Below are 26309 nucleotides of genomic sequence, written 5' to 3'. Positions count from 1 at the left end.
TCCATCAGAATTACTTTTTTATATCTGTGATGAAACCTTCATGAACCTATGACTCATCTTTTATACAAATGATCTATGGCTCATGAAGGTTTCATAATAGCTTTAAAAAGCCTAGACTATTTGCTTTATTTTCCTTTTTTGCCCCGCTGTAGGCGCTGTATTTGAAGACTTGGCGGGAGGGGTGTTTGTTGTCGTTTTTGTCGTAGTAGCGGGCTTCGGCGCAACGGGCTTTGCGGCAGGTGGGTTCGACTGCGTCGGAGTTACCTGGGGTTTGGGTACAGTTGTAGATCCCGGTGTACCTGTTGTCGGTGAAGGCGCTGTCAACGAAAGTGTCACGTCTATTTTGGCGCCTAAGCTCGTTAATCCCTTTTCTACCCCGGAGATTGCACACTGATCACCGCTGTTGTTGTATCGGTTACGTTGGGATCGTAGGTTACTGTTCCCAAGCCAAGTCCGGCACCAGAGAGCGCAAATTTAGCTTCGTTCAAAGGCAGTCCGATCAGATTGGGGATTTCAACTTCATTCGCCCCAAGACCATTACCGAGGACAAGATCTATCCGTGAACCTTTTGGAATCATTCGGCCATTTCGGATGGACTGACCCGCAAATGGGCATCCAGAACAATATCTCTAGCAATATCAGCAACATAAGAAGTGTCTCCTATTTTAAGATTATGATTTTTCAGGATAGCTGTTGCTTCGATCAGGGTCTTATCTTTAATATTTGGGAAAGAGACTTCTGGAGCCACCTGTGTGATAATGGTCAGATAAATTGTTCGGGCAGATTTCACGTGAAATCCCTGCTCGGGATCTTGTTCGATCACCAGACCGGGTTTGGCATCCATCTGATAAACGGAGTCAATTTGATATTCTAATCCGGCATCCTCCAAGGCTTGGATGGCTGCGTTGATATGAAGTCCCTTTATTTTCGGAACCGCAATAGATTCATCATGCTTAGTATATATTTTCAGCCCCACATATACGGCAAGAAATAGGCAGACTATCGCGATGAATGCGGCAATGAGATTTTTTCTGAACGTGGGTGTCTGAAGATATTGTACGACTTTGGACATTACTGTGTTTGATAAAAATGAATTCTGCATAGAACCAAATATTGAAGCCAATTTTGCAGAATGGTTAAATAAAATTATTCCTCACAAAATTATTCGTTTTTCCGTGTATAGCAAATTATATTTGCTATTCGAATCGCTAAAATTTATGAAAGCAAAAATAGCATTAATAACTGGAGGTTATACAGGGAGGCCGAAGTTTCTTTTAAAAGTTCTGCCTTTGTCAATTCCCAACTCGATCATGACAAATACGATGTGTACCTGATTACCATATCAAAAGACACATGGTTTTATACAGATAAAGATGGACGGCAGTATCCGATCCTGCGCGAAAGCTTTACCTTACCATTAAATGGAGAAACAATAAGTTTTGACTTAGCCTTTATTATGGTTCATGGCGTACCCGGAGAGGATGGAAGACTACAGAGCTACTTTGATTTGCTGGATATTCCTTATACTTCATGCGATGCACTGACTTCAGCTTTGACGATGAACAAGGGCTATACAAAGGCGATATTAAGTGATATTCCTGAATTGTATCTGGCCAAGTCTGTTTTATTATTTGAATCACAACGAGCGGAAGCAATCAATACCGTAGAAAGTAACCTTTCCCTTCCGTATTTTGTGAAGCCTAACGCTGGTGGAAGTAGTATCGGAATGACAAAGGTGAAAGAATCGGCTCAACTGCAGGAGGCTATTGACAAAGCGTTCGATGCCGAGAATACGGGGAAGCAAGTGATCGTTGAAGAATTTGTTACCGGACGTGAGTTTTCCGAAGGGATTTTCCGTAATGCGAAAGGCGAGTTGGTCGTGTTGCCCGCAACAGAGGTTCGTACAACACGTGAATTTTTTGATTTTGAAGCGAAATATATCCCTGGCTTGACTGAGGAAATTACACCCGCAGACCTGACGACAGAGCAACAAGAACGTGCTGCCCGTATTCTGAAGGAAATTTATGTTAGGTTGAATTGCAAAGGTATGGTACGCGTGGACTTTTTCCTCGAAAATGGTACCGATAAGTTTTACTTTATTGAGATCAATACAATTCCTGGGCAGACAGCACAGAGTTTTATCCGCAGCAGGTGCGTGCCTTTGGTATGAAAGAAGGTGATTTCTATGGTGAATTGATCGAAAGTGCTTTATTATCCGCTAAATAAAATAGATCATTTCTAACACAAAGGGGCTTTCAATTTTTTGAAAGCCCTTTGTTATTTTCTGAAATCAAACTTGGATAAATCAGGTTTGATTTTCTTTGTTCTCTTTAATTCCTCCTGATAGATAAGCTGTCCAATGTTTTTCAAAAATGGATAGGTGACCGCCTCATATTCATAAATACCGTCATTATAAATACCGTTTTCATTAGACTGGACAACGACGGCAAGGAGAAACTCTACGCCATGTTCAAAATCTACAATATAAGCGTTATCAATATTATAACCATAGGAGTCACCATACTTATTGAAAATAAGGATATTGGGGTTTAGCTTTGCACTTTTTCGCGTCCATAGAAAAGTAATTTGCTATATGTTGGCCAAATTCTGTCGAATCATATTTTGGGAAATCCGATTCAAATGGATAACGTGACATATAATCATAGAGTAGGGTATAATCCTCTTTTGTAAATTAAACCTGTCTTTGCTTTTGAATGCTTCTGGAAAAAGTAATTTCTTCAAGATCAGCTGTTGATCCGCTAGTGCATAAACGTTTAGCCCTTCAAAACTCCATGGTTCGTGGATGAGTTCATCTTTATCATTCATGTAACCTTTCCCTTGAAGTATATTGGCTAACTTGATATCATAGTCTTTGGGATCGAATTGTTCTTTTTGCTGATAGATAATATGGTCACCGTTATAGAAGGTGAAGGGATTGGTATGTCTAGCCCAGATTCCCTTGTCACCTATAGCAAGGCGGTTGACAATTCGACTGTACTTGGTGCCATATTTTTTGAGTTTTGCATTTAGCTCAGCACGGCCAATAAATTCGAACAGCCTGTTTTGGGCATCATTGTCACTGGTCAATAATATTTTTTTACATACTGAGCAATTGACGGAAGACCATTAACGGCAGATTCGTCCACGGATACTTTGGTTTGTTTTTCAAAAGCAGAGTCAATGCGTAGAGGTGTTTCTTTTGTAAGGCCATTAATATGTAAATCATTGATTTTTTCCAGAGCCAAAATCGCAGTCGGCAGTTTCACGGTACTCGCCGGATAGAAATACCAATTGGGATTCAGTCGATAACTATAAGACCTGAAGTGTGGGATATTGGATTTATCACGATCAATTTGAGTGTAGAGGATCTGCACTTCATTCTTTGTCGGATGATTTAATATTTGTTGGAATAGATCAGGACGACTCTGAAGTAATTTTTCCAAGTATATGGTATCTATCTTTTGAGCGTATGTCTTGGACATAAGTAAAATAAAAACAAGAGATAAATATTTTAACATTTCAATGATTATTTTCTTGTATACACTTCAAAGGTATAGTTGAATGCATGTTTATCATCTGCCTGATGCGGTTCTGCGGAAACCAGTTCCCATTCTTCCGATGATAGTTCGGGAAAGAAAGCATCTCCTTGAATCGTTGTGTGTACACGTGTCAAAAGTATCTTGTTTGCCAATGGTAAAGCCTGTTGATAGATATTTGCTCCACCGATGATAAATATTTCACGCTCGTCACGGCAATATAAAAGAGCCTCCTGGATACTGTTGGCAACATCAATATCCTCTCCTGAAAATTAGCATTACGCGTGATGACGATATTTCTTCGATCGGGCAATGCCTTACCGATGGCGTCAAAGGTCTTTCTGCCCATCAGGACAGAATGCTCAATGGTGTTTCTTTTAAAATATTTAAAGTCATTTGGTAAATGCCAAGGCATCTGATTATTGATGCCGATCGCATTGTTTTCCGAGGCAGCTACGATTAATGTGATCGTTGGGTTACTCATTTTTGTGTTGTGTAGATTAGTTCTGTTGTGTAAAATGATGTTGCGTATTAGGACAGCTTCTTAAAGGTTTTCCTAAACTGCAACAGGGGCTTTATATGAGCATGAGATTCATAATTCAGCAATTCGAAGTCTTCGAATTTGAAATCAAAAATATCTTTCACCTCTGGGTTTATCTTCATTTGTGGCAATGGCTTTGGATCACGGCTCAACTGTAGTTCCGTTTGTTCAAAGTGATTGCTATAGATATGTGCATCGCCCAATGTATGGATAAATTCAGCGGCTTCCATATCACAGACTTGTGCCACCATCATCGTCAACAGCGCATAAGAGGCAATATTGAAAGGAACACCTAAAAATATGTCGGCGCTACGTTGATAAAGCTGACAGGATAATTGCGGCTTCATAATCCCCTTCTCAGGCTGTGCTGGTGCTACATAAAATTGAAAAAAAGCATGACAAGGGGGCAAGGCCATGTTTTCGATTTCAGCAACATTCCATGCCGATACAATAATGCGACGGGAATCAGGTGAATTTTTCAACTGGTTGATAACCTGTGTGATCTGATCGATATGACGACCATCAGGTGTTGGCCAAGAGCGCCATTGCGAACCATAGACAGGGCCTAGGTTTCCCTGTTCGTCAGCCCATTCGTCCCAGATACTCACCCCATTTTCTTTTAAATACTGAATATTGGTTTCACCTTTTAAAAACCAGATTAACTCGTGAAGAATTGATCGCAAGTGCAATTTTTTTGTTGTTACTAGCGGAAATCCTTCCTGAAGGTTGAAACGCATCTGATATCCAAAGACACTTTTGGTACCTGTCCCGGTACGATCCGTTTTTACAACACCATTCGTATATACGTGTCTGAGTAAATCTAAATATTGTTTCATCTGTAATTTATTTATTAAACGCTTAATATTTGAGGTTTGAATATGTATGTTCTGCTGCTTATATGATAGGTGTGTGCTTTTTTACATAGCCTCCTATATCAAAATTGCATTAAACCATAGCCAATGGATGCTGTATCTGCCTTTAGCTATAAAATTTAAATTCTCTAGTGCATCCAACCTTTCAAGATAGTCAAAACTAAGGAAAATCCTTATAACGAGAAAGTCAAAACTTAAAATGATAAGAGGGGTTACTGAAAAAAATGTAATTTTGCAAAATATTATGGAGAATAAAAAAGTAGCTTTTTATACACTTGGATGTAAACTGAATTATTCGGAGACATCATCCATAGGACGTTTATTTAAGGATGCGGGCTATGATACAACAGCGTTCAATAGCCGTGCGGACGTCTATGTAATCAATACATGTTCTGTAACGGACAATGCTGACAAGAAGTGTAGAAAAGTGGTCAAAGAAGCTTTAAAGCACTCTCCGAATGCCTATATTACCATTGTTGGTTGTTATGCTCAACTAAAACCAAAGGAGATCGCGGAGATTCCTGGTGTAGATATGGTATTGGGAGCTGCTGAGAAATTTAATATCATTGAACATATCAATGACCTGACCAAACAGGAAAAAACAATTGTTTATAACGGCCCGATTGATGAAACCAATCAATTTGTGTCGGCTTATTCCATAGGCGACCGTACGCGTACCTTTTAAAAGTACAGGATGGATGTGACTATTCATGTACTTTCTGTACAATCCCTTTGGCACGTGGTGGAAGCCGCTCAGGAAAGATTGAAGAAATTGTCAAGCAAGCGGAAGAAATTGCTGCTTCGGGTGTAAAAGAAATCGTACTGACCGGGGTGAATATTGGGGATTTTGGTATTCGGGATGGTAAGCGTGAAGACCGCTTCCTGGATTTGGTAAAAGCACTGGATGAGGTGGATGGTATTGACCGAATACGTATATCTTCAATTGAACCTAATTTACTCTCCAATGACATCATCGAGTTTGTCGCACAATCCAAAAGATTTGTTCCGCATTTTCATATGCCATTACAGTCAGGAAGCAACAAGATTTTGGGTCTGATGCGCCGGAGGTATAAACGGGAATTGTATACAGAACGTGTGGAATTCATCAAGTCATTAATGCCGAACTGTTGTATAGGTGTTGACGTGATTGTTGGATTTCCTGGAGAAACGCGTGAAGACTTTATAGACACCTATAATTTTCTGAACGATATGGATATTTCCTATTTGCACGTTTTTACCTATTCAGAACGTGAAAATACCATTGCTGCCCAAATGGAAGGAGCTGTACCCGGAGCACAACGTAGTGATAGAAGTAAGATGTTGCATATTCTTTCAGAGAAGAAACGTCGCGCTTTTTATGAATCACAGCTTGGAGCCCAAGGTGATGTCCTGTTCGAAGCAGATGAAAAAGACGGTTATATGCATGGTTTCTCCAAGAATTATGTCAAGGTGAGGACTTTGTATGATCCGTTATTGGTGAACGAGGTTGTACCAGTCAAATTTATGGAAGTAACAGATACGTGTGAAGTAGAAGTCGAGGAGGTTCCTGAAACATTAGCGCATTAATTTTTTAAGAATTATACATTCATAAAAAGGGCAATCTTCTATAAGATTGCCCTTTTTACTAAAGAAAAGTTTCATTTCGAGATCTTTCGATCCTAAGTGTATGCTTTTGATTAGTGCGCACTGCTTTTTGCGGCATTTAACCAGATCACTGTACCTAAAATCAAAAGAACACCGATCCATTGTACCAACGAAACGGATTCATGTAATATAAAATAAGACATACAAGTAGCTACAGGTAATTCTGCAGAACTTAATATTCCACCTAAAGAGAAGCCCGTTTTTGGTAAACCATAAGCGAATAGCAATGGTGGAATGACGGTGCCAAATAAAGATAGGATCAGTCCAAAATGGAGAAAATTAGCATCAAATTGGCCATTAAATAAATAGTTCGGTGGAAATAACGTGAAAATCAAAATGCAGGAACCTGTTACCATGATTGCACTTTTTTGTATTGATGGTAATCATTGCCCACACGGCCATTCACGATCATAAAAACCGAATAAGCGGTAGCTGCCAAGAACCCAAATAATAGACCTGTTAAGTTGAGATCCTCCAATCCCTTCTCAATGAGCCCTGTTGCCAATAATGTTGCAATCAATACGATACCAATACCGATCAAGTTGTTTTTGATGGTTTTGTTTTGAAAAAGATAAATTCAATGACCACACCGATCCATATATATTGCATCAGTAGGACAATAGCAAGAGATGCCGGAACCAGCTGCACACATTTATAGTATAAGACACTCACGAGCCCCGTTGATGTACCACTGATCAATATTTTGACCCAAGATGATTTTTTAGTTGAAGATTGAAAGGATTTTCCAGAAAATAGTTTGATCACGATAAAGATAAGCCAAAGCATAAGCATGCCAAATAATACCTGAATCCCTGTTACCTCTCCCAAAGTAAGCCCCTGACCATATGCTTTTTTACAAACGTTGATAGTATCCCAAAACTACTCGCACCTAAAAAGACGGCTAATGCACCTTTTAATTTTTCCATTCTCAAATAAATTAGGCGGCAAAGTTACGATTTCTGGACAATTCTTTTTCCGATCCTTCGTTCTTGGTAGGGAAAAAGGATAGATCCGCGGCTGTTGGGGATAGTTGAACTAAAAGCTTCAATGAAGATCAATCAATCCTAACTACTCAGTGCGTGGAAATAATCCTTTATGACGAATAGCTTATCAATAAAATAAGGAGAATGAATAAATTGTTTTTTAGGAAGGGGGTAAATAGGTTGTATATCAGGGGCAATTTATTTAAGTTTGTCTTACAGGAAAGTAAATCGAACATAATGATTGCTAAGTCTTATTTTATCTTCTGTTTAAGCGCACTACTATTCTTGAGCAGTTGTTCAACGAAGAAAAAGGTACTTACCTCCGGTTCACGTTCATCCAGTGGTTCGGTATTGACAGATGCAAGTTCGGCGCGGGAAAAACCTTTTCGGGATCTCGTCTTGATAATTATGCTTCCTTACTGAATGTAAGTACGAAGAAGCTAAACGCACAGCTCTATTCATTTATCGATGACTGGATGGGGATACCGCATCGAATGGGTGGACAGACCAAAAGCGGAGTGGACTGTTCGGGTTTCGTTAATCTGTTATATATCGAAGTCTACAAAGGCAATCTTCCGCGGACATCACGAGATATGGAAGGCATTGTGAAAAGAAAGAAGCCTGAGAAATTGGAAGAAGGTGATTTGGTGTTTTTTCTTTCGGTAAAAAGGAATTGACCATGTGGGCGTATACTTACACAACAATAAATTTGTTCATGTCTCAACGCGCAAAGGGGTTATTATATCAGATCTGACGGATAGCTGGTACGCCAAAACTTTCGTTGATGCTGGTTCCCAAAGATCTAAGCAGGTGAAATCCATGTAGGTTTTATGTCATATCTTGACATAAACTTTTATACCCTATATAAATCCTTATTTTTGTCAAAATTTTATAGAAATGACAATAAAGAGTAAAAAGATTTTTTAGGCCTTTGTATTATTGTGCCATTTTTAATGTATTGTGTTTATTATTATAGCAATATGATTAAAAACGCACCCTTCCGTTTTGCTGATTTTGAATCCATTGAATTCAAATATGGTGAACCGAATCATATGGTCAATGAATACAATTCGAAAACGCGTATCTATAAATATTTAGACAAACAAGATTCATTAATTACGGATACTGTAAAGTTCACAAAAGATGATTTATTGTATTTGCACCGCAAAGCAATGGAATTAGGGTTTTGGAATTTAGATACCGATATGACAGGTCCAGAATGGAAAAAGGACTCCACAAATTCTAAAGTACCTCGTTTTTATCTGGAATATAATTACAAAGATAAATCAAAACGAGTCACTTTAGATGCGGACTTTGCAGGCAATCCACGAATGCATGATGCCGCCAAATCGATGATAGACGAAGTAAATCGTATGTTAGCGACTGCCCAAGCAAGATAATAACAATAATTATATTTATTGAAAGAAGGAGAGACCAAGCATTTGGTTTCTCCTTCTTTTTCAACGCTTTTTCCGATTTAATGGGATCCTTTATCGATAAGCCAAACTAATCAAATAATTTCGTGCCATTATAATCCTAAAATTGGAATGAAATGATGTCGGAAAACCTTATATCAAGTGGGTGACAAATTCATAATAAATAATAGACTAACAGGGACTTGATACGGACCTTATACGGACCTCACTCGGATCTCATTCGGATAAACACGTATAAAGCCCGATTTAAATCCCTATTATATAAGAACTAATTAGGTGTTATTTGTTAAGTTGATCACTCTTTGATACGCGTTTATATTTACGAATCCTTTATATTCAATTGATATTGTCTTAATGCTAATAGGGTACTTTAGCGGCAAAACTAACGTTCGATATGAAAACATTTATGGCATTGACCATTTCTTTGGCGCTGGCCCAGACAGTACAAGCACAAGAATTTGCAAAGGGAAAAGTTTTTCTAGATGTAAACAGAAATGGAAAACTAGATAAGAATGAGAAGGGGATACCATCTGTTTCGGTTAGTAACGGTCGCGAAGTTGTTGCCACAGATAAAGAAGGTAACTATAAATTACCAGTTGGAAATGATAATATCATTTTTGTTGTCAAACCTTCAGGATATGCAGTACCCGTAGATGAGAATAACCATCCAAAATTCTATTATATACACAAAGTCAATGGTAGCCCAGCATCAAAATATCCTGGTGTTACAGCAACGGGTAAAATCCCCGCCAGCGTGAACTTTGCTTTATATCAACAGGAAGAGCAAGCCAATTTTTCCGCTTTTGTCTTTGGTGACCCACAAGCATATACCGAGGAAGAACTGGGATTTTTAAGGATGGCATCATCAACGAGATTGCGGACAAATCTGTCGCTAAATTCGGAATCAGTCTCGGAGATTTGGTCGGTGATGATTTGTCTCTTCAGCCAAAATACAAGTCGGTCATTTCTACGATGGGACTACCTTGGTATAATGTCATGGGAAATCACGACATGAACTATGATGCCAAAACCGACAGCCTTTCGGATGAGTCTTTTGAGCGAACTTTTGGTCCCAACAATTATTCCTTTAATTATGGGAATGCACACTTCATTGTGTTGGACAATATTATCTATCCCAATCCACGTACCGGAAAAGGATATCTCGGTGGTTTTCGGAAAGATCAATTGGATTTTGTTGAGAATGACTTAAAGCAGGTAGCTAAAGACAAATTGATTATCCTTTCGTTCCATATCCCATTATATCATGAAAACTCGAATGTGTTTCGCAATGAAGACAGACAGCGTCTTTTTGATATTTTAGCCCCTTTTGAGCATACACTTTCGCTTTCGGCACATACACATTTTCAACGTCAATATTTTTATGGACAGAAAGATGGTTGGAAACAGGAGCATGCGCACCACGAATATAATGTCGGAACCACATCAGGAGATTGGTATTCAGGCGAGTTGAATGACAAGGGAATTCCGGTTTCTACCATGCGGGATGGTACACCAAAGGGTTATGCCGTTTTGAAAATTGAAGGTAATCAATATAGTTTCGATTATAAAGTGGTAGGTAAGCCGGCAAGCTATCAGATCGATATTTATGGTGCTTCCGTAGTACCCGAAAAGTATACGAAAAGATATCCGATTTATGCAAACTTCTTCATTGGTAGAGAAGGGGATAAAGTGGCTTATCGAATTAACCAAGGAGATTGGAAAGAGATGGAATATGTGAATGAGAATGATCCGGCTTTCTTAAAGTCCCTAGCGAAATACGATACCGCCGAAAAGCTGATGACAACTCGCCGCCCATCTAATCCGGAAAAATCCAGCCATCTGTGGGTAACGAATTTGCCGAAACTTAAAACAGGGAAATATCAGATCGAAATTAGGGCAATAGATATGTTCAACAGAGAACATTTCGCGACGAAAAGTATTGTGGTGGAATAATTGAGTATTTACTATTCCAGGAAAGGTAATCTTCGGATTGCCTTTTCTTTTGGAAACACCACAGTATCCCTATTGCGATAGGGGTAAGAAATTAATCGAAAACAATTCCAACAGGTTTGGCACACAATCTTATAGGGTTGGTTCAGTTGACGAACCAAAATTTATTTTAAGCGTATTGAAGTCTGATTTATTGGTAAAAGATGCGTATTAAATGATTTAAATAACTATTTGTCGAATTGTTTTAAGTTTAAAGTTAGCTTAAGATGGACTTAACATAGCAGTCCTATATTTGTGTAGAGTAATTTTTGATTCATAAAGAGTTAGGGTTAATGTGTAGATCTGTTGTGAAACACGTCTAAAAATTTAGTTTGTTTTTAAAGTGAAAAGGTAATCTCCCGGATTACCTTTCACTGTTTTTATGGATAGCGCTTGTTACTGGCACTAATTCAATACACTGATTTTTTGTGTTCTTATAAATTGTCTAAAATCATCCGAAGCGGGATTTTCAAATATTTCGAGGTCAAAATATTTTGTGGCGGCAAACAGATGGTCAAAAACATCAGATACAATACCTTCATAATATTCCCAGCGTATATCATTGACAAAGAAGTAAAGTTCGATCGGTACCCCATGTTCGGTCGATGCCAACTGCCGGACCATTAAGGGCATGGCTTTATGGATATGGGGATTTTGACGGAGGTAGGTAAGTGCATAGGCGCGAAACATACCCAAATTGGTCATTTTCCTGCCATTAATTGGATTGGAAGGGTCAATCTGATGAATGCTGTTAAATTCATCTATTGTTCTTGCACGGTCTTCGATATAGGGACGGAGTATCTGTATATTCTTTAATCCTTCGATCTCTTCATTAGCTAAAAAACGGATCGTGGAAATTTTAATATTTATAGCTCTTTTTAGGCGCCTTCCTCCAGATTGCTGCATGCCCCTATAATTCTTAAAGGAATCCGATAATAAGGTATGTGTTGGGATTGTTGTGATGGTCTTATCGAAGTTCTGCACTTTAACATTGTTGAGATTGATTTCCTTTACGGTCCCGTCGGCTCCGTATTTAGGCATTTCTATCCAGTCACCTACACGTATTGAATCATTGGCCGAGACCTGTATACTGGCGACAAAGCCTAAGATGGTGTCTTTGAAGACCAACATCAGGATCGCTGAGGCTGCGCCCAGTGATAAAAGAAATGACCAGGAGAACTACCTGTCAAGATCGAAAAACAGATGGTACCACCGATAAAGAGCATGATGATCTGGCAGACTTGTAAATAGCTTTCTAATGGTTTGTCCGCAAAGGATTTTTTTGTTCGTAATATATCCCGAATACTTTTTAACAAGGAGTGTACAATCAGTAAACTGACAACCGTAGTGGCAATCGCCAGCAATTTGTTGATGTTTTCTTTCCAATTCGGGAAACCCATGAAAATAACGGGTATGATATACTGTGCGACCAATATGGGGACAAAATGGGCAACCAGTTTTAACGTTTTATTCCGAATCAATAAGTCATCAAATCGGTTGGTGCTTCTTCGGATGGCTTTGATAGTTAATAATAAGAGTGTTTTTTGCTGAAATAATCAACAATGATCAAAAATAAGACAACCAACAACAATAAAATAATTGAGTTGATAAAATGATTGGTTTGGTTATCCAAACCAAGATTTTTAATCCATTGAAAAGTCCAGTTATAAATTTGGGATTGAGAATCCTTCAACAATTCTGTTGTTGTGTTTTGCATCCTGCAAATATACAAAAAGCCGCATTTGCGGCTTTTTGTTATTTTTAATTTTGCGATTCACGCTCATGTTTATGTCTAAAGAATACTGCGAAGAGAATTGCTATAATTAGCGTGTAGATGGCAAAGGCAAGCCAGATGTTATGCCAGTCTCTGAGCATCAAATTCTTACTTAATATCCCATCAGATAATAAGGAGATTTTTTCCCCTTCAAAAATGTAGAAAATGTACATCGTTGATATTCGTGTCCAGGTATTGGGCAAGATCTTGTCCACTCTGAAAGCTTTTGGTAAAATAATGATCGATAATCCACCCTGAAGCGTAACTGCCAAACACTGCACCAAAACCATTAGTCATCATCATAAATAAGCCCTGGGCAGAACTACGTATGCTTGAAGTCGTAGATGTCTCTACAAATAGGGAACCCGAGATATTGAAAAAGTCAAATGCCATTCCGTAGACGATACAAGAAAGTACAATCATCCATAAGCCTCCTGCCGGATCCCCGAACGAGAATAAGCCGAAGCGCAAGACCCAAGCAAACATAGAGATCAACATGACTTTCTTAATACCAAATCTTTTAAAAAGAATGGTATGGCCAAAATGAACAATGTTTCGGAGAATTGCGAGATGGACATAATGATTGTCGAACGTTTTACTACTATTGACTCAGCATATTTAGGGAAAAATTTAAATTCGTCCAAAAATACATCTCCATAGGCATTGGTTAATTGTAAAGCCGCACCTAAGAACATGGAGAAAACGAAGAACAATGCCATCTTATAGCTTTTAAATAATTTAAAAGCTTCTAGCCCCAGCAATTGCGTCCAAGAGGCATTTTCCTGCTGGAGTCTTTTAGGTGGGCATTTGGGTAAAGTCAGTGCATATAGACTTAAAGAGAGGGCGGCTGTTCCGGCAATATAAAATTGGTAGCCCGTCGCTTTATTGCCTGTAAGATTTGTAATCCACATGGCAACGATAAATCCGAGAGTCCCGAAAACACGGATCGGAGGGAATGCTTTGACCAGATCGTAGTTGTTTTCATTCAACGCCGTATAAGCGATTGAGTTGGATAGGGCCAATGTAGGCATGTAGAAACACATGGCCGCGAGCATCACATAAAAAAGGTGTTAGGATCATTTACCTGCGGTAAATAGAAAAGAACGGCAGCATAACATAAATGCAGTATGAAATATAGTTTTTCAGCATTTATCCAGCGGTCTGCAATGATCCCCATTAATGTTGGCATAAATAGCGAAGCTATTCCCATTGTCGCGAAGATAGCGCCGAATTGTGTGCCATCCCATTGCTTTGTGCCAAACCAATAGTTAGCTATTGTAATCAACCATGCTCCCCAGACAAAAAAACTGAAAGAAGCTCATAATGGTCAATCTTAATTTAATAGACATAAAACGATATTATTTAGAGTTTTTGTTTCGCTTTAGAGAGAGGAGTTATTTTCTTTTGGAAATTTCATCCCTAATCAACGCTGCTTGCTCGTAATTCTCTTCCGTTAATGCTTGGTTGAGTGCTTGCTCCAATTGTTCGTCTGTCAACGAAGAAAAAGGGTTGTTAGGGGATTTGGAAGGAGTCTTTTCTTCGACCTCAACCATATTGGGATCTTGTACTTTGTTGGCTTTGTCCAAATTTTCCAAAAATGCGAATTCATGTCCCTCAATAATGATTCCCGCAGATGACATGATAAATTCATAGGCGTAAATTGGGGCTTCAAATCGAACGGCCAGCGCAACGGCATCGGAGGTTCGTGCATCAATTTCAACCATCTTGTTGCCGTCAGAACAAATAATCTTCGCATAAAAATACCCTCAATCAAGTTATAGATAAGTACCTCAACGAGTTTAATACCAAAAGATTCCGCGAAAGATTGAAATAGGTCATGCGTAAGGGGCGGCTTGGAATCATTTTTTCTATCCGAATAGCAATAGCTTGGGCTTCATGGCTACCAATAATGATGGGCAATCTTCTGTTGCCCTCCACTTCTCCCAATACCAGGGCATAAGCCCCAGACTGTGTTTGACTATAGGATAAACCAACTATATCTAATCTGATTTTCTTCATTTTAATTCCAAAGCGGTGTACAAACTTAGATAAATTTGCTTTTATATGCAATTATAATTACGTTCTGTGTGAAACAAATTTATCGATTTCTCCTTAGTAATTAAGACCTTTTCGAATGTGGAGAGTGCAAATATTGAAAGGCAAAACGAAAACTCCCCATTCACTTTTTTATGAATGGGGAGGAAAATATGGTATAAAAAGCTTAACTACCTTTGTAAGCTTTTAATGCTTGTGTCAATTTGGGTACAATATCAAATGCATCACCAATAATACCATAATCAGCAACTTTGAAGAATGGCGCTTCGGGATCCTTGTTGATGACAACAATAGTTTTCGATGAGCTGACCCCAGCCAAGTGTTGGATAGCACCTGAGATACCAATTGCGATGTAGAGATTAGGACTCACAACAATGCCCGTTTGGCCAACGTGTTCAGAATGGGGCGCCATCCTGCATCAGAAACAGGTTTTGAACATGCTGTGGCGGCACCAAGGACATCTGCTAACTCTTCGATCATTCCCCAGTTTTCAGGACCCTTTAGTCCACGGCCTGCGGAGACAACGATTTCTGCCTCAGGTAATGAGACTTTATCTGTCGCACGTACAATCTCCTTGACGATTGTAGAGAAGTCTGCTTGGGCAATATTTGCCGTAAATGATTCAACTACAGCAGTGCCTCCGGTTTCCTTGGTCTCGTAAGCATTGGGACTAAGGGCAATGACCTTGGTTGCTGCGGTCAATTCTACTGTGGCAAATGCTTTATTCGAGAATGCGGTCTTTTTAATAGTTAATTTTTCGCCTTCGATAGTTGGTAAGGAAAGCGCGCCATCCGCAAGAGCAGCATGGAGTTTTGCAGCAATCCGGGGAGCAAGTCCTTTACCTGAGAATGAATTGGAAAGTACAAGCAGATTAGCTCCTATGCTTTTGACAGCCTCAGCGATAATGCTTGCATAAGCCTGATTGACGAAAGAGGAGAGTTGCTCATTATTGACGCTGAGTACTTTGGAAGCACCATAGTTGCCCAGTGCAGCAAGTTCATCCTGCGCAACATTACCAATGGAAATGGCAACAAGATCAGTGTTTGTATTATCAGCGATGGCTTTCGCATAAGAAACTACTTCAAAAGCGGACTTCTTGAATTTGCCATCGGTATTTTCTACATATACTAGTATTGACATAGTTTTTTCGGAATTTAATGATTAAATAACTTTGGCCTCATCATGTAATAGAGCAACCAATTTCTCAACTTCTGCAGCATCAACGAGTTTTACAGTGCCGCGTGGAGCTGGAGTCTCATAATTAACAATGTGGGAAAGTGTATCAACTGCGGATGGTTCCAGCACATCCAATGGTTTGGTACGTGCACTCATAATACCACGCATATTGGGTATTTTAGGCTCGGCTACTCCTTCCGCTGTGCCAATAACAATGGGAAGTTTAGACGTTACGACTTCTTTTCCACCTTCTATTTCACGTTCAATACTGACGGAATCAGCAGCGATATCAACCTTTTTGGCGATTGATACCGATGGTATATTCAGCAATTCGGCAACTATTGCACCGACCTGAGCACCATTATAATCGATGGATTCCCGTCCGGTTAAAATCAGATCAAAAGCATTGTCCTTTGCGTAATTTGCGATTTGATTAGCCACAAACCAGGCATCTCTGGGAATAGCATTAATACGTACTGCATTGTCTGCGCCTATAGCCAATGCTTTGCGAATGGTCGCATCGGTGGATGCATCTCCAACATTGATGACAGTCACTGTTCCTTTTCCTCCTTCAGCCAATTCAACTGCCTTCGAAAGGGCAATCTCATCATAAGGGTTTATAATAAACTGCACCCCAGCTGTATTAAAGGCAGTGTTGTCATTTGTAAAAGTGATCTTCGATGTAGTGTCAGGGACATTACTTATACAAACTAATATTTTCATATACGATTGGTTTTACCCAAACTTACCATATTTTCTATCAAATAAAAAGCCCCGACCCGCTTAAAATTTTGTCTCAGGGTTCACTTGCGCTGTTGTGTTATTTTTAATTTGTATTGCTTATGTCTTGTTATTTTTGCTGTATTTTGAATTTTTTGGCTTTTTTGTTTGTATTTGTTAAATTTTGACAGTTTCAGTATTCTTTTTTTTTAATGAAGATCATGCGTCAGTATAATGTCATTTTATATGCTAGCATAGTATTTTTGCTTCGACGAATTGCTCAGCCTATTGCATTTAATGTTCAAGTGCTTGGAGCAAATTAGCATGTAACATTGTTATTTGTTTGATGAAGTTGAAAAGTTAGCAGTTTTTATGATGGCCTTCATCGGGGTACTATTATGAGAGTATGAAGCAACTATGATTTAGATTTTATTGCTGGGATATAGCGGAAATTCGGAATACTAAATAGAATACATTTCACTCTCTCATTATGAGAGAAGCACGTCGAATGGGTTGGTTTACGGCACAGCAGCTAGGAGGGAATTAAAACAATTGTTTACAGATAAACGCAATTTTAGTTAAATTTGAAATAAAAAGATATGTCAACACGATTGGATCAACTCAACGAATTTTTGAAAGAGAGCCCCGAAGATCCTTTTTTAAAATATGCCATTGCAGCAGAGTATCTGAAGCTGAATGACGAGCAGGAAGCTTTGGCCAGATTTGAAAAGCTGATAGAAAACCATCCTGACTATGTGGGAACATATTATCATCTGGGAAAATTATATGAAAAACTGGACAAGCACGAGCCTGCAATTACAACCTATAAAAATGGAATTGAAATAGCACGCAAAAGCCGTAATTTCCATGCATTGGGAGAGTTACAGGAGCTTTGTCATTTTTAGTAGAGGATGACGATGATGATTTTTAATCCATTCTAAATTTTTGGTATCTAATTTGTTATGAATTTTAAGGGAGTAACTATTAGATGCTGATTTTTTTGAATTTGGAATGAGATGAAAAGGTTTATTTGGACAGTGGGATTGTTGGTAATGATTGTATTGGGGGATGTGATAATCCCAAACAGAGTGTGGCTGCCTATAAAGATAATTTGCAAGAATTAAAGGGAAGAGACAGAGCGGAAATCGTGATTGGAGAATATAAAGGGGTGATGCCCTGTGCCGACTGCGATGGCATTGAAACATTGATATCATTACACAAAGACAACTCCTATAAATATTCGTCCAAATATCTGAACAAAAGTGATGATGTTTTTGTGCGTGAAGGAAAATGGAAATTGGATGGAAACATTATTACACTGGACGGCGTTGATTACAAATTCAAATTAGGTAACCATTTCTTAAGCCAGTTGGATCTATCGGGTAATGATATTACAGGAGATATCTCCAAATACTATGTGCTGACGAAAACTGAAATTTATTGAACGATATAATACCTACATAGAAAAAAACCGAAGAGAATTCTCTTCGGTTTTTTTGTTTAGTAGTCCTTATTGCTATTTATTTTTGGTACAAAGTTCTTTTAAGGTTGACACGACAAAATCCACTTCTTCTTTTGTGTTGTTTTTGCAAAGGAGAATCTGACCGATGGACGGTCTGAATTTGTTTTAATAGCTCCCAATACGTGAGACCCAATATCTGTTCCTGAACTACAGGCGCTTCCTCCGGAACAGGATATGCCCGAAATGTCCAGATTGAATAGCAACATGTCAGCAAGGTCACTACAAGGGAAGGATACGTTTAGTACCGTATATAGTGATTTACTGGGCTCGATAACACCATTGAAATCAATATCTGGAATCGCTTTTTGCAGCTCTTCAATCATATACGATTTAAGTGCTTGGATATAAGCTTGATGTTCTTCCATATGCTCATAGGCAAGCTCTAAAGCTTTGGCTAGTCCCGCTATCCCATAAACATTCTCAGTTCCGCCACGCATATTCCGCTCCTGAGCTCCACCATAAATCAAAGGTTTAATTTTATTATTTGCATTGATATAGAGAAAACCTACACCTTTTGGTCCGTGAAACTTGTGCGCTGCACCTGTAATGAAATCGATTTTAAGATGACCTAAATCATGCGGATAATGGCCCATGGTCTGCACGGTATCCGAGTGAAATATCGCGTTGTATTGTTGGCATAATTCCGATATACGTTGGATATCATTCAGATTGCCAATTTCATTATTGGCGTGCATAATGGAAACAAAGGTACGGGGATTGCTACTTAAAAGCTCTTCCAGTTGATTCAGGTCCAGATTTCCCTTGTTGTCCACATGAAGTAGATCAAGATGAACTTTTCCCTGTTTTTCAAGCTCCTCCAACGTATGTAGAACGGCATGGTGCTCTATCGGTGAGGTAATTGCATGTGTGATGCCAAAGTCCGTGATCGAACGTACGATAGCCATATTATCGGCTTCGGTTCCACCCGAGGTAAAGAAAATTTCTGCCGGAGATACATGGAGTAGGTTGGCGATTGTTTTCCGGGCTTTTCTACTATTGTTTTTACTTGTCTTCCGTGACTATGGATAGAAGATGGATTTCCAAAATTGTTATCCATGACATCTACCATTACTTTTATAACTTCAGGATCTAAGGCTGTAGTCGCAGCATTGTCGAAATATACTTGCATGATGCAAAATTACAAATATCAAAAGTAAATCAAATGCATTAAATGACTTATTTTCATCATAATTTAGTCGTTTTTTTCCATTGGAGGGCTGAATGGGGATGGAGAGCTTTTCGATTGAAATCAGAAGACCTAAAAAGTAAAAGTGGATCCGTTGTGAATAGGATCTTTGCTATGGAATTGTTGGGGAATATGAGGGAATAGGGGCAAACTTGTTGTATCGAGGTTGAAGTGTACCCCAAAGGTTTTTGATTTAACTTTTGGGGTTCACCAACTATGCCAAAACAGACATTTGAGTAAAGGAACTAGCTGTTATAGTAAACGAGGATCGCGTTTGCGTACAATTATTATAAGAAATCCACCCAGAGCGATTGCTAGACCAAGATATGCAGCGATGTCACCTACTTTGGTGTATGTTGTAATCTCTTCGCTCAGATTGATCTCCTGATTCAATGCTGCTGGCTCCCACCATTTTGTCTGTTGTACGATATCACCACGTTGATTGATAAAACCAGAAATTCCGGTATTCGCCGATCGGGCAACCCAGCGTCGATTTTCGATGGCCCTTAATTTTGCATATTGCAGATGTTGGTCTTTTCCAGAAGTATTACCCCACCAGCCATCATTGGTGATAATCGCAATAAACTGTGCTCCTTTTTTAACATATTTCGCCACATAATCCCCCAGATTGATTCATAACAGATGACAGGAGCAGCGCCAATACCACTTTGTGCATAGAAAACCGAAGGTTCTGCTTGTTTTCCATAACCACCTGTCGTACCACCAAAAGCTTTAAACAAGGGTTTTAAAAAATTCATCGCAGCACCAAAGGGCATCTGTTCTACGCCAGGAACCAATTTAGATTTATGGTAAAATTGCAGCTTGGATGAGTAATCGATCAATGTTGCTGCATTAAAATTATCCTGGTAGATATTCGGGGCAATTTCACGTGCAGTTGCTGTCTTTGCATAATTGTATAATTGATAACTCTCTATACCCGATAAGACATTGCCATTTTTGTATTGATCCAAAATTTTAGAATCCGTTGATAGGAATACGTTTCTCGCAGGTTTTCTTCATCAAAATCACCATTTTGGGAAAGGGCAGTTTCAGGCCAGATAAAAATTCCGTATTGGGTTTGGCTACTGAACTCGACAGTGAAAACAAGGTGTTTAACTGCTCCTCGGGGCTGATCTGAAACTTGATGTAAGGGTTCACATTGGGCTGCACCACTACCACCTGGGCTGGGTTTTGGTGTTCCTCGTAATTGAAATAGCGAACCAATGAATAGACGGTTGGAACACATAAGACCAGCACTAGACAAAGAATGGGAACTATCCGATTTTTGAGTTGGTAGATACCTTTTCGATTGAGATAGAGCACAAAAACCAAGATATTGACCAACCAGATCCATATTGATCCACCGTATACACCAGTGATGTCGTACCATTGAATCAATTGATGAAAATTAGCAAAGCCGTTTCCTAAGGTCATCCATGGAAATGCAAGATCCCAGGTAGCATGAAGAAATTCATAACTGATCCAAAATCCCATTAATCCAAAAAGAGATAACAACAGCGAAGTCTTACGTCTTAATCGATAGTATAAGTTGAATGCAATGGCCATTAATGCCGCGCCCAGACAGAAAGGGATCAAACTGATCAAAATCGCGGCAAAAGGAGGCATAACTGCAGAGATGGAATTGTATACCCAATAAATGGATGCGGTGTTCCAGATGACTGCTGTCAGACCTGCCGTTAGAAAGATCTTTTTACCTTTCTTTTTAATTGTATCATTACGGATGATATTTTCCAGCGCAATCAATAAGGGTAAAAAGCCGATAAAAAGCAATACGCTGGAATAGGGGATGGGGGCCAAGCCAACCACAATAAAAAGGCACTTAAAAGTGCCAATAAATAGTTGTTCTTCACAATATCCACTTATTTTTATAAACTGGATAAAACTTCTCTTTTCTTTTGTTCGTATTCATCTTGTGTGATGAGTTGCTTGTCAAAGAGTGTTTTTAGTTTTTTTAGCTTTAAGGTAATTTCATCCTCCTCTTCTTCGACAACCGGAGTCACAGGGGCGGAAACAGGTGGCGCTGGTGGAACTACTGGTGCCGAGAAAACAGGTTGTGCTACTGGCGCAGGAGGTGTAACGACCGGTGCTGCTGTCGAAACTGGTGCCGGAGTCGGCTGATTGTCTTCAACCTTCTCAACGATAACCTCCCGAGGGCTGCTCGGGGTGATTACGATCTTCTCCTTTTCAGCGGCTAGCTCTGCTTTTTATAATTTTCAAGAGCAGCTTTAATATATTGGTAGAGTTTTCTGGCTTGAACTTTTGGAATGTAGTCAATACTTAAGTTTTCTCCAGTAAAAGGAATGACAGTGACCTTTGAACCAAAGATCTCTTCTTTGAAGGCAATATCTTTAATATCCTGCCATCCAAAAATCTCAAAATCAGTCGCTAAGCCCAATTTGGTGAATTCACACATAAAAATGCGCTTATTACTAATGGTGATACTGTCAGGTAAAATTGTCACCGCAGGCTTTTTCTGTACTGCGATATAATCTATTTTTTCTCCTGGAGTAAGCATGTCCTGGACTTTAGTAATCAATTTTTCAATGATTTTTATATCCTGTCCATCTTGTGCAAATTGTTCCATGTTCATGTCAAATACGTTTTATTAATCAAAGATTGTCAAAATTTATTCCAATCCACCTACACAAAATACAAATTCTCCTTTAATTGGATTGTTTTCAAAGTGTAATTTTAAATCAGTTAATGTTCCGCGAACATTTTCCTCATATAACTTGCTCAATTCTCTAGAAATTGAAGCTTGTCGCTCGGCACCGAAGACAGTAATAAACTCTTCGATTGTCTTGAGTATGCGGTGAGGTGATTCGTAGAAAATCATTGTTCTCTTTTCTTCAGCTAAAGCCTTGAGACGAGTTTGGCGTCCTTTTTAACAGGTAGAAATCCTTCAAAACAGAAACGGTCATTTGGTAAACCTGAGTTTACAAGGGCCGGTACAAAAGCGGTGGCGCCGGGTAGACATTGCACTTCCAATCCTTCTTTAAGAGCAGCCCGCACCAATAAAAAACCGGGATCAGAGATCGCTGGTGTCCCCGCATCTGAAATAAGGGCGATATTTTGTCCTTCTTTCAGAAACTTTATGATTTCGGAAACTGCTTTGTGCTCATTATGCTGATGATGTGCAAATACCTTTTATCGATGCCAAAATGCTTTAAAAGGGGAGCACTTGTTCTTGTATCCTCTGCTAAGATGATGTCTACTTCTTTCAGAATATTGACTGCACGAAAGGTCATGTCTTCCAGATTGCCAATAGGTGTTGGAACTAAATATAACATGGTCAAAGTTAAGTTTTTTTACTATATAATATGTGCTAAAACATTCTGTCTATTTTGGAGTTATTTTCTATATAAATGCAATAATAAATTATGCAATACATCGAAAAATACAGGCACATCTAGGTGCGGAATCAGATTATCTATTAGGGTTTGACAAACCAGCAGTTTCCAAAACGATGCTCCATCTTCCCGAATCTACTTTTATTGATCAGGTATATGGTGCGAGCGACCGCACACCGCAGGTATTGCGTAGCTTGGGACAACTTTTCGGAACGGGGCGGCTTGCCGATACCGGGTATCTGTCCATATTGCCGGTAGATCAGGGGATTGAACATAGTGCAGGTGCTTCTTTTGCTCCCAATCCCCAATATTTTGATCCGGAGAATATCGTGAAATTAGCACTGGAAGGAAACTGTAATGCCGTAGCCTCTACTTTTGGCGTTTTAGGGCAGTATCGCGAAAATATGCACACAAGATTCCTTTCCTAGTCAAGATCAATCACAACGAACTGTTAACCTATCCCAATCGTGCTGATCAAATTCTGTATGGAACGATACGCGAAGCCTGGAACATGGGCGCGGTAGCAGTTGGAGCGACTATTTATTTCGGTTCAGAAGAGTCCGATCGTCAGATTATCGAAGTAGCAAAAGCATTTGAAGAAGCACATTCACTTGGTATGGCTACGGTATTATGGTGTTATTTGCGGAATTCAGCATTTAAAACAGGAGACAAAGATTATCATTTAGCTGCGGATCTAACAGGACAGGCCAACCATCTCGGTGTAACCATAAAAGCAGATATTATTAAACAAAAACTTCCAGAATTGAACGGTGGTTTTAAGGCACTGAATATGGGTAAAAGTAGCTATGGTAAATTGGATGAACGGATGTATACCCAGTTATCATCGGACCATCCCATTGATCTTTGTCGCTACCAGGTACTCAATTGTTTCGCCGGTAGGGCAGGACTGATCAATTCAGGCGGAGCATCGGGACAAAACGATATACAGGAAGCTGTAAAAACTGCTGTAATCAATAAAAGAGCTGGCGGGACTGGCTTGATATCTGGTCGGAAAGCTTTTCAAAAACCGATGAATGAAGGGGTCGAATTGCTACATGCAATCCAAGATGTCTATTTATGTAAAGAAGTTACGGTAGCTTAGATGATCGTTTAAATCTGATTTAATATCAGGGTGTTGACAAAATATTCTTGTTGCCAATTCATTTTGCAGTAGTAAAATATAGCTTGAAACGTTCTTCGGAAAACAGTTTTTTCTGGAGGACGTTTTTATATTAATCGGATCGGAATGAAAATAGGTAAAGAACATCTCCTTCACTATTACTGAACGTACCACTACCTGATGATAAAACTGTGTTAACTCTGATCCTAATGAACTCATCCAAGGATGGCGCAAGCTATCATTAATACGCAGTATCTTCTGAGCATAACCAAGCCTTTCCATTCAATCAACCCGTGTATAATTCACAAAGTTGGCAAAGGAACCTATGCTAGTGAAAGGAGCATGAATGCGCTACAAACAGGTGTTATTGAATAAATTTGCTTGTATATGAAGGCAAATTTATCTAAGTTTGTTCACTATTTTTTAAATAATACATTTATATTATGTTGCAATTGAATTATATCCGTGAAAACAGGGATACGGTTATCGAAAGATTGGCTGTCAAGCATTTCAAGGAAATTGGATTGGTCGACGAAATCATCAGTTTAGATGAAGACCGCCGTAAGATCCAAGCGGAATCGGACGCCCTTTCGGGAGAAGCTAATGCGGCAGCAAAACAGATTGAGATCTGATGCGCCAAGGAAAAAAAGAAGAAGCTGAAGCCGTTAAATCACAATCGTCCGGATATAAAGAGCAAGTAAAGCAACTGTTGGATAAATTGGGAGCGGTTGAAATCGAGTTGAATGATAAGATTGTACAATTGCCTAATTTACCGCATCACTCTGTTCCAGTTGGTGTAAGCGCTGATGATAATGAAGTCGTATTAACAAATGGAGAGATTCCCGCATTATCAGAAGACGCGTTGCCACATTGGGAATTATTAAACAAATATGATATTGTGGATCTGGAGCTCGGCGTAAAAGTTGCGGGAGCCGGATTTCCAATTTATAAAGGCAAGGGGCAAAATTGCAACGTGCATTGATCAATTTCTTTTTGGATCAGGCGGCTGAGCAAGGATATGAAGAGGTACAGGTGCCGATCTTGGTGAATGAAGATTCAGCCTTTGCTACAGGGCAATTGCCAGATAAGGAAGGTCAGATGTATTATGTCAACAATGATAATCTATACTTGATCCCTACGGCAGAGGTTCCCGTAACCAATATTTACAGAGATGTGATTGTGAAGGAAGCGCAATTCCCGATTAAGCATTGTGCCTATACACCATGTTTCCGTCGCGAAGCGGGTCATATGGTGCTCATGTACGCGGTTTGAACCGTCTTCACCAGTTTGATAAAGTTGAAGCTGTACAGATTGTCCATCCGGAAAAATCGTATGAAGTGTTGGAGGAAATGAGCCTGTATGTACAAGGTCTGCTTAAAAATTGGAACTACCTTATCGCGTATTACGTTTATGTGGTGGCGATATGAGTTTTACCGCTGCATTGACTTATGATATGGAGGTATATAGTTCTGCCCAAAAACGCTGGTTGGAGGTTTCTTCCGTATCTAATTTTGAAACCTATCAGGCAAATCGTTTGAAAGTACGTTTCAAAAATTCTGAAGGAAAAATGCAATTAGCTCATACTTTAAATGGTTCAGCGTTAGCCTTACCACGTATTGTTGCGGCTATTTTAGAGAATAATCAAACAGATAAAGGTATTCGGATACCAGCTGTTTTGGTACCTTATACCAAATTCGAATATATTGATTAAGCGAACGAATTAAATAACAAATTTCTTAATCGGGATTTGTGATAGAAAGAGACTCTACCTGAACAGGTAAAGTCTCTTTTTTTTTGAAATAACTCGATTTATGTAAACTTTAGAATCGTTATAAATTACTCTTTTTTTTGTGACTAAAAATAAAGAAATACAAATGTTAACGTTTTCTTATGACATTGTTAATGTTTTGTTAAATATGTGTGATTCCGTATAAAATTCTGTTTTGAATTTGTTTGTTGAGTTTTTATTCTAAAATGAATCTCCCGTTTGAATTTGTAAGATACTGCTGTCTTTATTGCAGTATTTTTTGTTTTTGCTGGTGAATGTTAAAAAACTTGTAAAAGCAACTTTGGCTTTCTATATTTGGAACCGCTAATAAAAATCGCACTAACTATTATTTACTGTAAATGCTGAAAGGAGCAAATTTTACAGCTGAGTATTTTCAACAGATTGACTCTACATCTACCTAGGGTTGACTTTTTCAATAATATTTTCAACTGTTACCAACTGAATGGCGATATGCTGTTTTGCGTATTGCTATTTATTGTCTAAACAATGTCTGTTTAGACAGTTATGTTAACGGATATAATTTATATCAATATAAAGGACTAGAAAAATAATAAAATTAACTAACTAAAACATGAAACAAACATTACTAAGTTTT

The 26309-nt window shown here is 38.9% G+C and carries 29 protein-coding genes and 8 pseudogenes; 13 read left to right on the top strand and 24 right to left on the bottom strand.

Going from position 1 to position 26309, the window contains the following annotated elements; all coding sequences use genetic code 11:
- Positions 1–169: 169 nt before the first annotated feature.
- Complete coding sequence (locus tag KUH03_RS10165) at positions 170–394, top strand: hypothetical protein (RefSeq protein WP_257093055.1); 225 nt, start codon at positions 170–172, stop codon at positions 392–394.
- Here the strand turns inward: KUH03_RS10165 and KUH03_RS10160 are convergent.
- Positions 372–578, bottom strand: a complete 207-nt coding sequence (locus KUH03_RS10160) for a PASTA domain-containing protein (RefSeq protein WP_257093052.1) — start codon at positions 576–578, stop codon at positions 372–374. The two genes, KUH03_RS10165 and KUH03_RS10160, sit on opposite strands and share 23 nt — an antisense overlap.
- A complete protein-coding gene (locus KUH03_RS10155; RefSeq protein ID WP_257093050.1) occupies positions 575–1072 on the bottom strand; it encodes a PASTA domain-containing protein in 498 nt (165 codons plus the stop codon). Before KUH03_RS10155 ends, KUH03_RS10160 begins: the two co-directional genes overlap by 4 nt.
- A gap of 114 nt (positions 1073–1186) precedes the next feature.
- Between KUH03_RS10155 and KUH03_RS10150 the strand changes: the two genes are divergently transcribed.
- Positions 1187–2170 (top strand): ATP-grasp domain-containing protein, encoded by a 984-nt coding sequence (locus KUH03_RS10150; protein WP_306429722.1) that lies wholly within the window; start codon positions 1187–1189, stop codon positions 2168–2170.
- Positions 2171–2589: 419 nt separating this feature from the next.
- Here KUH03_RS10150 and KUH03_RS10145 read toward each other — a convergent pair whose 3' ends face one another.
- From KUH03_RS10145 to KUH03_RS10125, 5 genes are all read right to left on the bottom strand, one after another.
- Entirely contained in the window at positions 2590–3087 is a 498-nt protein-coding gene (locus KUH03_RS10145; RefSeq protein ID WP_257093048.1) for a class A beta-lactamase-related serine hydrolase, read from the bottom strand.
- Positions 3084–3443, bottom strand: coding sequence for a hypothetical protein (locus KUH03_RS10140; RefSeq protein WP_257093046.1), 360 nt, complete (start codon positions 3441–3443; stop codon positions 3084–3086). Before KUH03_RS10140 ends, KUH03_RS10145 begins: the two co-directional genes overlap by 4 nt.
- An 83-nt stretch (positions 3444–3526) precedes the next feature.
- Positions 3527–3775 carry a dihydrofolate reductase gene (locus tag KUH03_RS10135; RefSeq protein ID WP_306429721.1) on the bottom strand — a complete coding sequence of 83 codons (249 nt, stop codon included), beginning with the start codon at positions 3773–3775 and terminating at the stop codon, positions 3527–3529.
- Entirely contained in the window at positions 3670–4020 is a 351-nt protein-coding gene (locus tag KUH03_RS10130; protein ID WP_257093045.1) for a dihydrofolate reductase, read from the bottom strand. Before KUH03_RS10130 ends, KUH03_RS10135 begins: the two co-directional genes overlap by 106 nt.
- Before the next feature lie 47 nt (positions 4021–4067).
- Positions 4068–4913 (bottom strand): thymidylate synthase, encoded by an 846-nt coding sequence (locus tag KUH03_RS10125; RefSeq protein WP_257093043.1) that lies wholly within the window; start codon positions 4911–4913, stop codon positions 4068–4070.
- Between the two features lie 280 nt (positions 4914–5193).
- Here KUH03_RS10125 and mtaB point away from each other — a divergent pair.
- Positions 5194–6515, top strand: a pseudogene (gene mtaB / locus KUH03_RS10120) (tRNA (N(6)-L-threonylcarbamoyladenosine(37)-C(2))-methylthiotransferase MtaB).
- Between the two features lie 110 nt (positions 6516–6625).
- Here the strand turns inward: mtaB and KUH03_RS10115 are convergent.
- The 3 genes from KUH03_RS10115 to KUH03_RS10105 are packed head-to-tail and all read right to left on the bottom strand — an operon-like array spanning position 6626 to position 7421.
- Positions 6626–6949, bottom strand: coding sequence for a DMT family transporter (locus KUH03_RS10115; RefSeq protein ID WP_257093041.1), 324 nt, complete (start codon positions 6947–6949; stop codon positions 6626–6628).
- Entirely contained in the window at positions 6943–7134 is a 192-nt protein-coding gene (locus tag KUH03_RS10110) for a hypothetical protein (protein WP_257093039.1), read from the bottom strand. Before KUH03_RS10110 ends, KUH03_RS10115 begins: the two co-directional genes overlap by 7 nt.
- Positions 7131–7421 (bottom strand): hypothetical protein, encoded by a 291-nt coding sequence (locus tag KUH03_RS10105; protein WP_257093037.1) that lies wholly within the window; start codon positions 7419–7421, stop codon positions 7131–7133. Before KUH03_RS10105 ends, KUH03_RS10110 begins: the two co-directional genes overlap by 4 nt.
- Positions 7422–7869: 448 nt before the next feature.
- On the opposite strand from KUH03_RS10105, the gene KUH03_RS10100 reads away from it, so the two are divergent.
- The 5 genes from KUH03_RS10100 (at position 7870) to KUH03_RS10080 (ending at position 10965) form a co-directional block, all read left to right on the top strand.
- Positions 7870–8253 (top strand): C40 family peptidase, encoded by a 384-nt coding sequence (locus KUH03_RS10100; protein WP_257093035.1) that lies wholly within the window; start codon positions 7870–7872, stop codon positions 8251–8253.
- A gap of 4 nt (positions 8254–8257) precedes the next feature.
- Positions 8258–8401, top strand: a complete 144-nt coding sequence (locus KUH03_RS10095; protein ID WP_257093033.1) for a hypothetical protein — start codon at positions 8258–8260, stop codon at positions 8399–8401.
- A gap of 155 nt (positions 8402–8556) precedes the next feature.
- A complete protein-coding gene (locus tag KUH03_RS10090) occupies positions 8557–8976 on the top strand; it encodes a hypothetical protein (RefSeq protein WP_120260009.1) in 420 nt (139 codons plus the stop codon).
- Positions 8977–9406: 430 nt separating this feature from the next.
- Entirely contained in the window at positions 9407–10027 is a 621-nt protein-coding gene (locus tag KUH03_RS10085; RefSeq protein ID WP_257093031.1) for a metallophosphoesterase N-terminal domain-containing protein, read from the top strand.
- Entirely contained in the window at positions 9931–10965 is a 1035-nt protein-coding gene (locus KUH03_RS10080) for a calcineurin-like phosphoesterase C-terminal domain-containing protein (RefSeq protein ID WP_257093029.1), read from the top strand. Before KUH03_RS10085 ends, KUH03_RS10080 begins: the two co-directional genes overlap by 97 nt.
- A 441-nt stretch (positions 10966–11406) precedes the next feature.
- Here KUH03_RS10080 and KUH03_RS10075 read toward each other — a convergent pair whose 3' ends face one another.
- The 7 genes and pseudogenes from KUH03_RS10075 to KUH03_RS10045 all read right to left on the bottom strand — a co-directional run bounded on the left by KUH03_RS10075 (position 11407) and on the right by KUH03_RS10045 (position 16729).
- The gene (locus KUH03_RS10075) at positions 11407–12132 is read right to left on the bottom strand and encodes a mechanosensitive ion channel family protein (protein ID WP_257093027.1); all 726 of its coding nucleotides are present in this window, start codon (positions 12130–12132) and stop codon (positions 11407–11409) included.
- Positions 12132–12482: a hypothetical protein gene (locus KUH03_RS10070; RefSeq protein ID WP_257093025.1), complete on the bottom strand. Its 351-nt coding sequence runs from the start codon at positions 12480–12482 to the stop codon at positions 12132–12134. Before KUH03_RS10070 ends, KUH03_RS10075 begins: the two co-directional genes overlap by 1 nt.
- A 443-nt stretch (positions 12483–12925) precedes the next feature.
- Positions 12926–14060, bottom strand: a pseudogene (locus KUH03_RS10065) (MFS transporter).
- Between the two features lie 109 nt (positions 14061–14169).
- Positions 14170–14328, bottom strand: coding sequence for a UvrB/UvrC motif-containing protein (locus tag KUH03_RS10060; protein ID WP_257096864.1), 159 nt, complete (start codon positions 14326–14328; stop codon positions 14170–14172).
- A gap of 123 nt (positions 14329–14451) precedes the next feature.
- A pseudogene (locus tag KUH03_RS10055) lies at positions 14452–14794 on the bottom strand (bifunctional nuclease family protein); the annotation flags it as partial.
- Between the two features lie 202 nt (positions 14795–14996).
- Positions 14997–15970, bottom strand: a pseudogene (locus tag KUH03_RS10050) (electron transfer flavoprotein subunit alpha/FixB family protein).
- Between the two features lie 21 nt (positions 15971–15991).
- Positions 15992–16729 (bottom strand): electron transfer flavoprotein subunit beta/FixA family protein, encoded by a 738-nt coding sequence (locus KUH03_RS10045; protein WP_257093023.1) that lies wholly within the window; start codon positions 16727–16729, stop codon positions 15992–15994.
- 596 nt (positions 16730–17325) lie between these two features.
- On the opposite strand from KUH03_RS10045, the gene KUH03_RS10040 reads away from it, so the two are divergent.
- Together KUH03_RS10040 and KUH03_RS10035 are read left to right on the top strand one after the other, a co-directional pair.
- Positions 17326–17631 (top strand): lipopolysaccharide assembly protein LapB, encoded by a 306-nt coding sequence (locus KUH03_RS10040; RefSeq protein WP_257093021.1) that lies wholly within the window; start codon positions 17326–17328, stop codon positions 17629–17631.
- A gap of 185 nt (positions 17632–17816) precedes the next feature.
- Positions 17817–18170 (top strand): copper resistance protein NlpE, encoded by a 354-nt coding sequence (locus KUH03_RS10035; protein WP_257093018.1) that lies wholly within the window; start codon positions 17817–17819, stop codon positions 18168–18170.
- Positions 18171–18268: 98 nt separating this feature from the next.
- Here the strand turns inward: KUH03_RS10035 and KUH03_RS10030 are convergent.
- The 5 genes and pseudogenes from KUH03_RS10030 to KUH03_RS10020 all read right to left on the bottom strand — a co-directional run bounded on the left by KUH03_RS10030 (position 18269) and on the right by KUH03_RS10020 (position 21422).
- Positions 18269–19317, bottom strand: a pseudogene (locus KUH03_RS10030) (cysteine desulfurase family protein).
- 369 nt (positions 19318–19686) lie between these two features.
- Entirely contained in the window at positions 19687–20049 is a 363-nt protein-coding gene (locus KUH03_RS45615) for a nitrilase-related carbon-nitrogen hydrolase (RefSeq protein WP_306429522.1), read from the bottom strand.
- Positions 19941–20405 carry a hypothetical protein gene (locus KUH03_RS45610; RefSeq protein WP_306429521.1) on the bottom strand — a complete coding sequence of 155 codons (465 nt, stop codon included), beginning with the start codon at positions 20403–20405 and terminating at the stop codon, positions 19941–19943. The genes KUH03_RS45615 and KUH03_RS45610 overlap by 109 nt, the downstream gene beginning before the upstream one ends.
- A 4-nt stretch (positions 20406–20409) precedes the next feature.
- Positions 20410–21261 (bottom strand): hypothetical protein, encoded by an 852-nt coding sequence (locus KUH03_RS45605; RefSeq protein WP_306429520.1) that lies wholly within the window; start codon positions 21259–21261, stop codon positions 20410–20412.
- A gap of 59 nt (positions 21262–21320) precedes the next feature.
- Positions 21321–21422, bottom strand: a complete 102-nt coding sequence (locus KUH03_RS10020) for an SHOCT domain-containing protein (protein ID WP_257096862.1) — start codon at positions 21420–21422, stop codon at positions 21321–21323.
- On the opposite strand from KUH03_RS10020, the gene KUH03_RS10015 reads away from it, so the two are divergent.
- Positions 21373–21573 (top strand): hypothetical protein, encoded by a 201-nt coding sequence (locus KUH03_RS10015; protein WP_257098115.1) that lies wholly within the window; start codon positions 21373–21375, stop codon positions 21571–21573. The genes KUH03_RS10020 and KUH03_RS10015 overlap by 50 nt on opposite strands.
- Before the next feature lie 73 nt (positions 21574–21646).
- On the opposite strand, the gene KUH03_RS10010 is transcribed toward KUH03_RS10015, so the two are convergent.
- Both KUH03_RS10010 and rsmI read right to left on the bottom strand, forming a co-directional pair.
- A complete protein-coding gene (locus KUH03_RS10010) occupies positions 21647–22039 on the bottom strand; it encodes a PH domain-containing protein (RefSeq protein ID WP_257093016.1) in 393 nt (130 codons plus the stop codon).
- Positions 22040–22081: 42 nt separating this feature from the next.
- Positions 22082–22745, bottom strand: a pseudogene (gene rsmI, locus KUH03_RS10005) (16S rRNA (cytidine(1402)-2'-O)-methyltransferase).
- Between the two features lie 176 nt (positions 22746–22921).
- On the opposite strand from rsmI, the pseudogene KUH03_RS09995 reads away from it, so the two are divergent.
- Both KUH03_RS09995 and serS read left to right on the top strand, forming a co-directional pair.
- Positions 22922–23907 (top strand): annotated as a pseudogene (locus KUH03_RS09995) (class I fructose-bisphosphate aldolase).
- A gap of 461 nt (positions 23908–24368) precedes the next feature.
- A pseudogene (serS, locus tag KUH03_RS09990) lies at positions 24369–25636 on the top strand (serine--tRNA ligase).
- The last annotated feature ends 673 nt before the right edge of the window (positions 25637–26309 follow it).

Origin of the sequence: Sphingobacterium sp. E70 (genome assembly GCF_019285695.1) — a bacterium.
GTDB classification, from domain to species: Bacteria; Bacteroidota; Bacteroidia; order Sphingobacteriales; family Sphingobacteriaceae; genus Sphingobacterium; species Sphingobacterium detergens.
The sequence above is the reverse complement of the archived record's forward strand: the minus strand, read 5'-3'. Positions and strand labels throughout refer to the sequence as shown.

Excerpts from the sequence above, each read along its gene's own strand:
- KUH03_RS10160 (WP_257093052.1), bottom strand. The coding sequence starts at position 578 with ATGATTCCAAAAGGTTCACGGATAGATCTTGTCCTCGGTAATGGTCTT.
- KUH03_RS10155 (WP_257093050.1), bottom strand. The coding sequence starts at position 1,072 with ATGTCCAAAGTCGTACAATATCTTCAGACACCCACGTTCAGAAAAAAT.
- KUH03_RS10130 (WP_257093045.1), bottom strand. The coding sequence starts at position 4,020 with ATGAGTAACCCAACGATCACATTAATCGTAGCTGCCTCGGAAAACAAT.
- KUH03_RS10125 (WP_257093043.1), bottom strand. The coding sequence starts at position 4,913 with ATGAAACAATATTTAGATTTACTCAGACACGTATATACGAATGGTGTT.
- KUH03_RS10115 (WP_257093041.1), bottom strand. The coding sequence starts at position 6,949 with ATGGTAACAGGTTCCTGCATTTTGATTTTCACGTTATTTCCACCGAAC.
- KUH03_RS10090 (WP_120260009.1), top strand. The coding sequence starts at position 8,557 with ATGATTAAAAACGCACCCTTCCGTTTTGCTGATTTTGAATCCATTGAA.
- KUH03_RS10085 (WP_257093031.1), top strand. The coding sequence starts at position 9,407 with ATGAAAACATTTATGGCATTGACCATTTCTTTGGCGCTGGCCCAGACA.
- KUH03_RS10075 (WP_257093027.1), bottom strand. The coding sequence starts at position 12,132 with ATGTTGGTCTTCAAAGACACCATCTTAGGCTTTGTCGCCAGTATACAG.
- KUH03_RS10060 (WP_257096864.1), bottom strand. The coding sequence starts at position 14,328 with ATGGTTGAGGTCGAAGAAAAGACTCCTTCCAAATCCCCTAACAACCCT.
- KUH03_RS10045 (WP_257093023.1), bottom strand. The coding sequence starts at position 16,729 with ATGAAAATATTAGTTTGTATAAGTAATGTCCCTGACACTACATCGAAG.
- KUH03_RS10040 (WP_257093021.1), top strand. The coding sequence starts at position 17,326 with ATGTCAACACGATTGGATCAACTCAACGAATTTTTGAAAGAGAGCCCC.
- KUH03_RS10015 (WP_257098115.1), top strand. The coding sequence starts at position 21,373 with ATGAGTTGCTTGTCAAAGAGTGTTTTTAGTTTTTTTAGCTTTAAGGTA.
- KUH03_RS10010 (WP_257093016.1), bottom strand. The coding sequence starts at position 22,039 with ATGGAACAATTTGCACAAGATGGACAGGATATAAAAATCATTGAAAAA.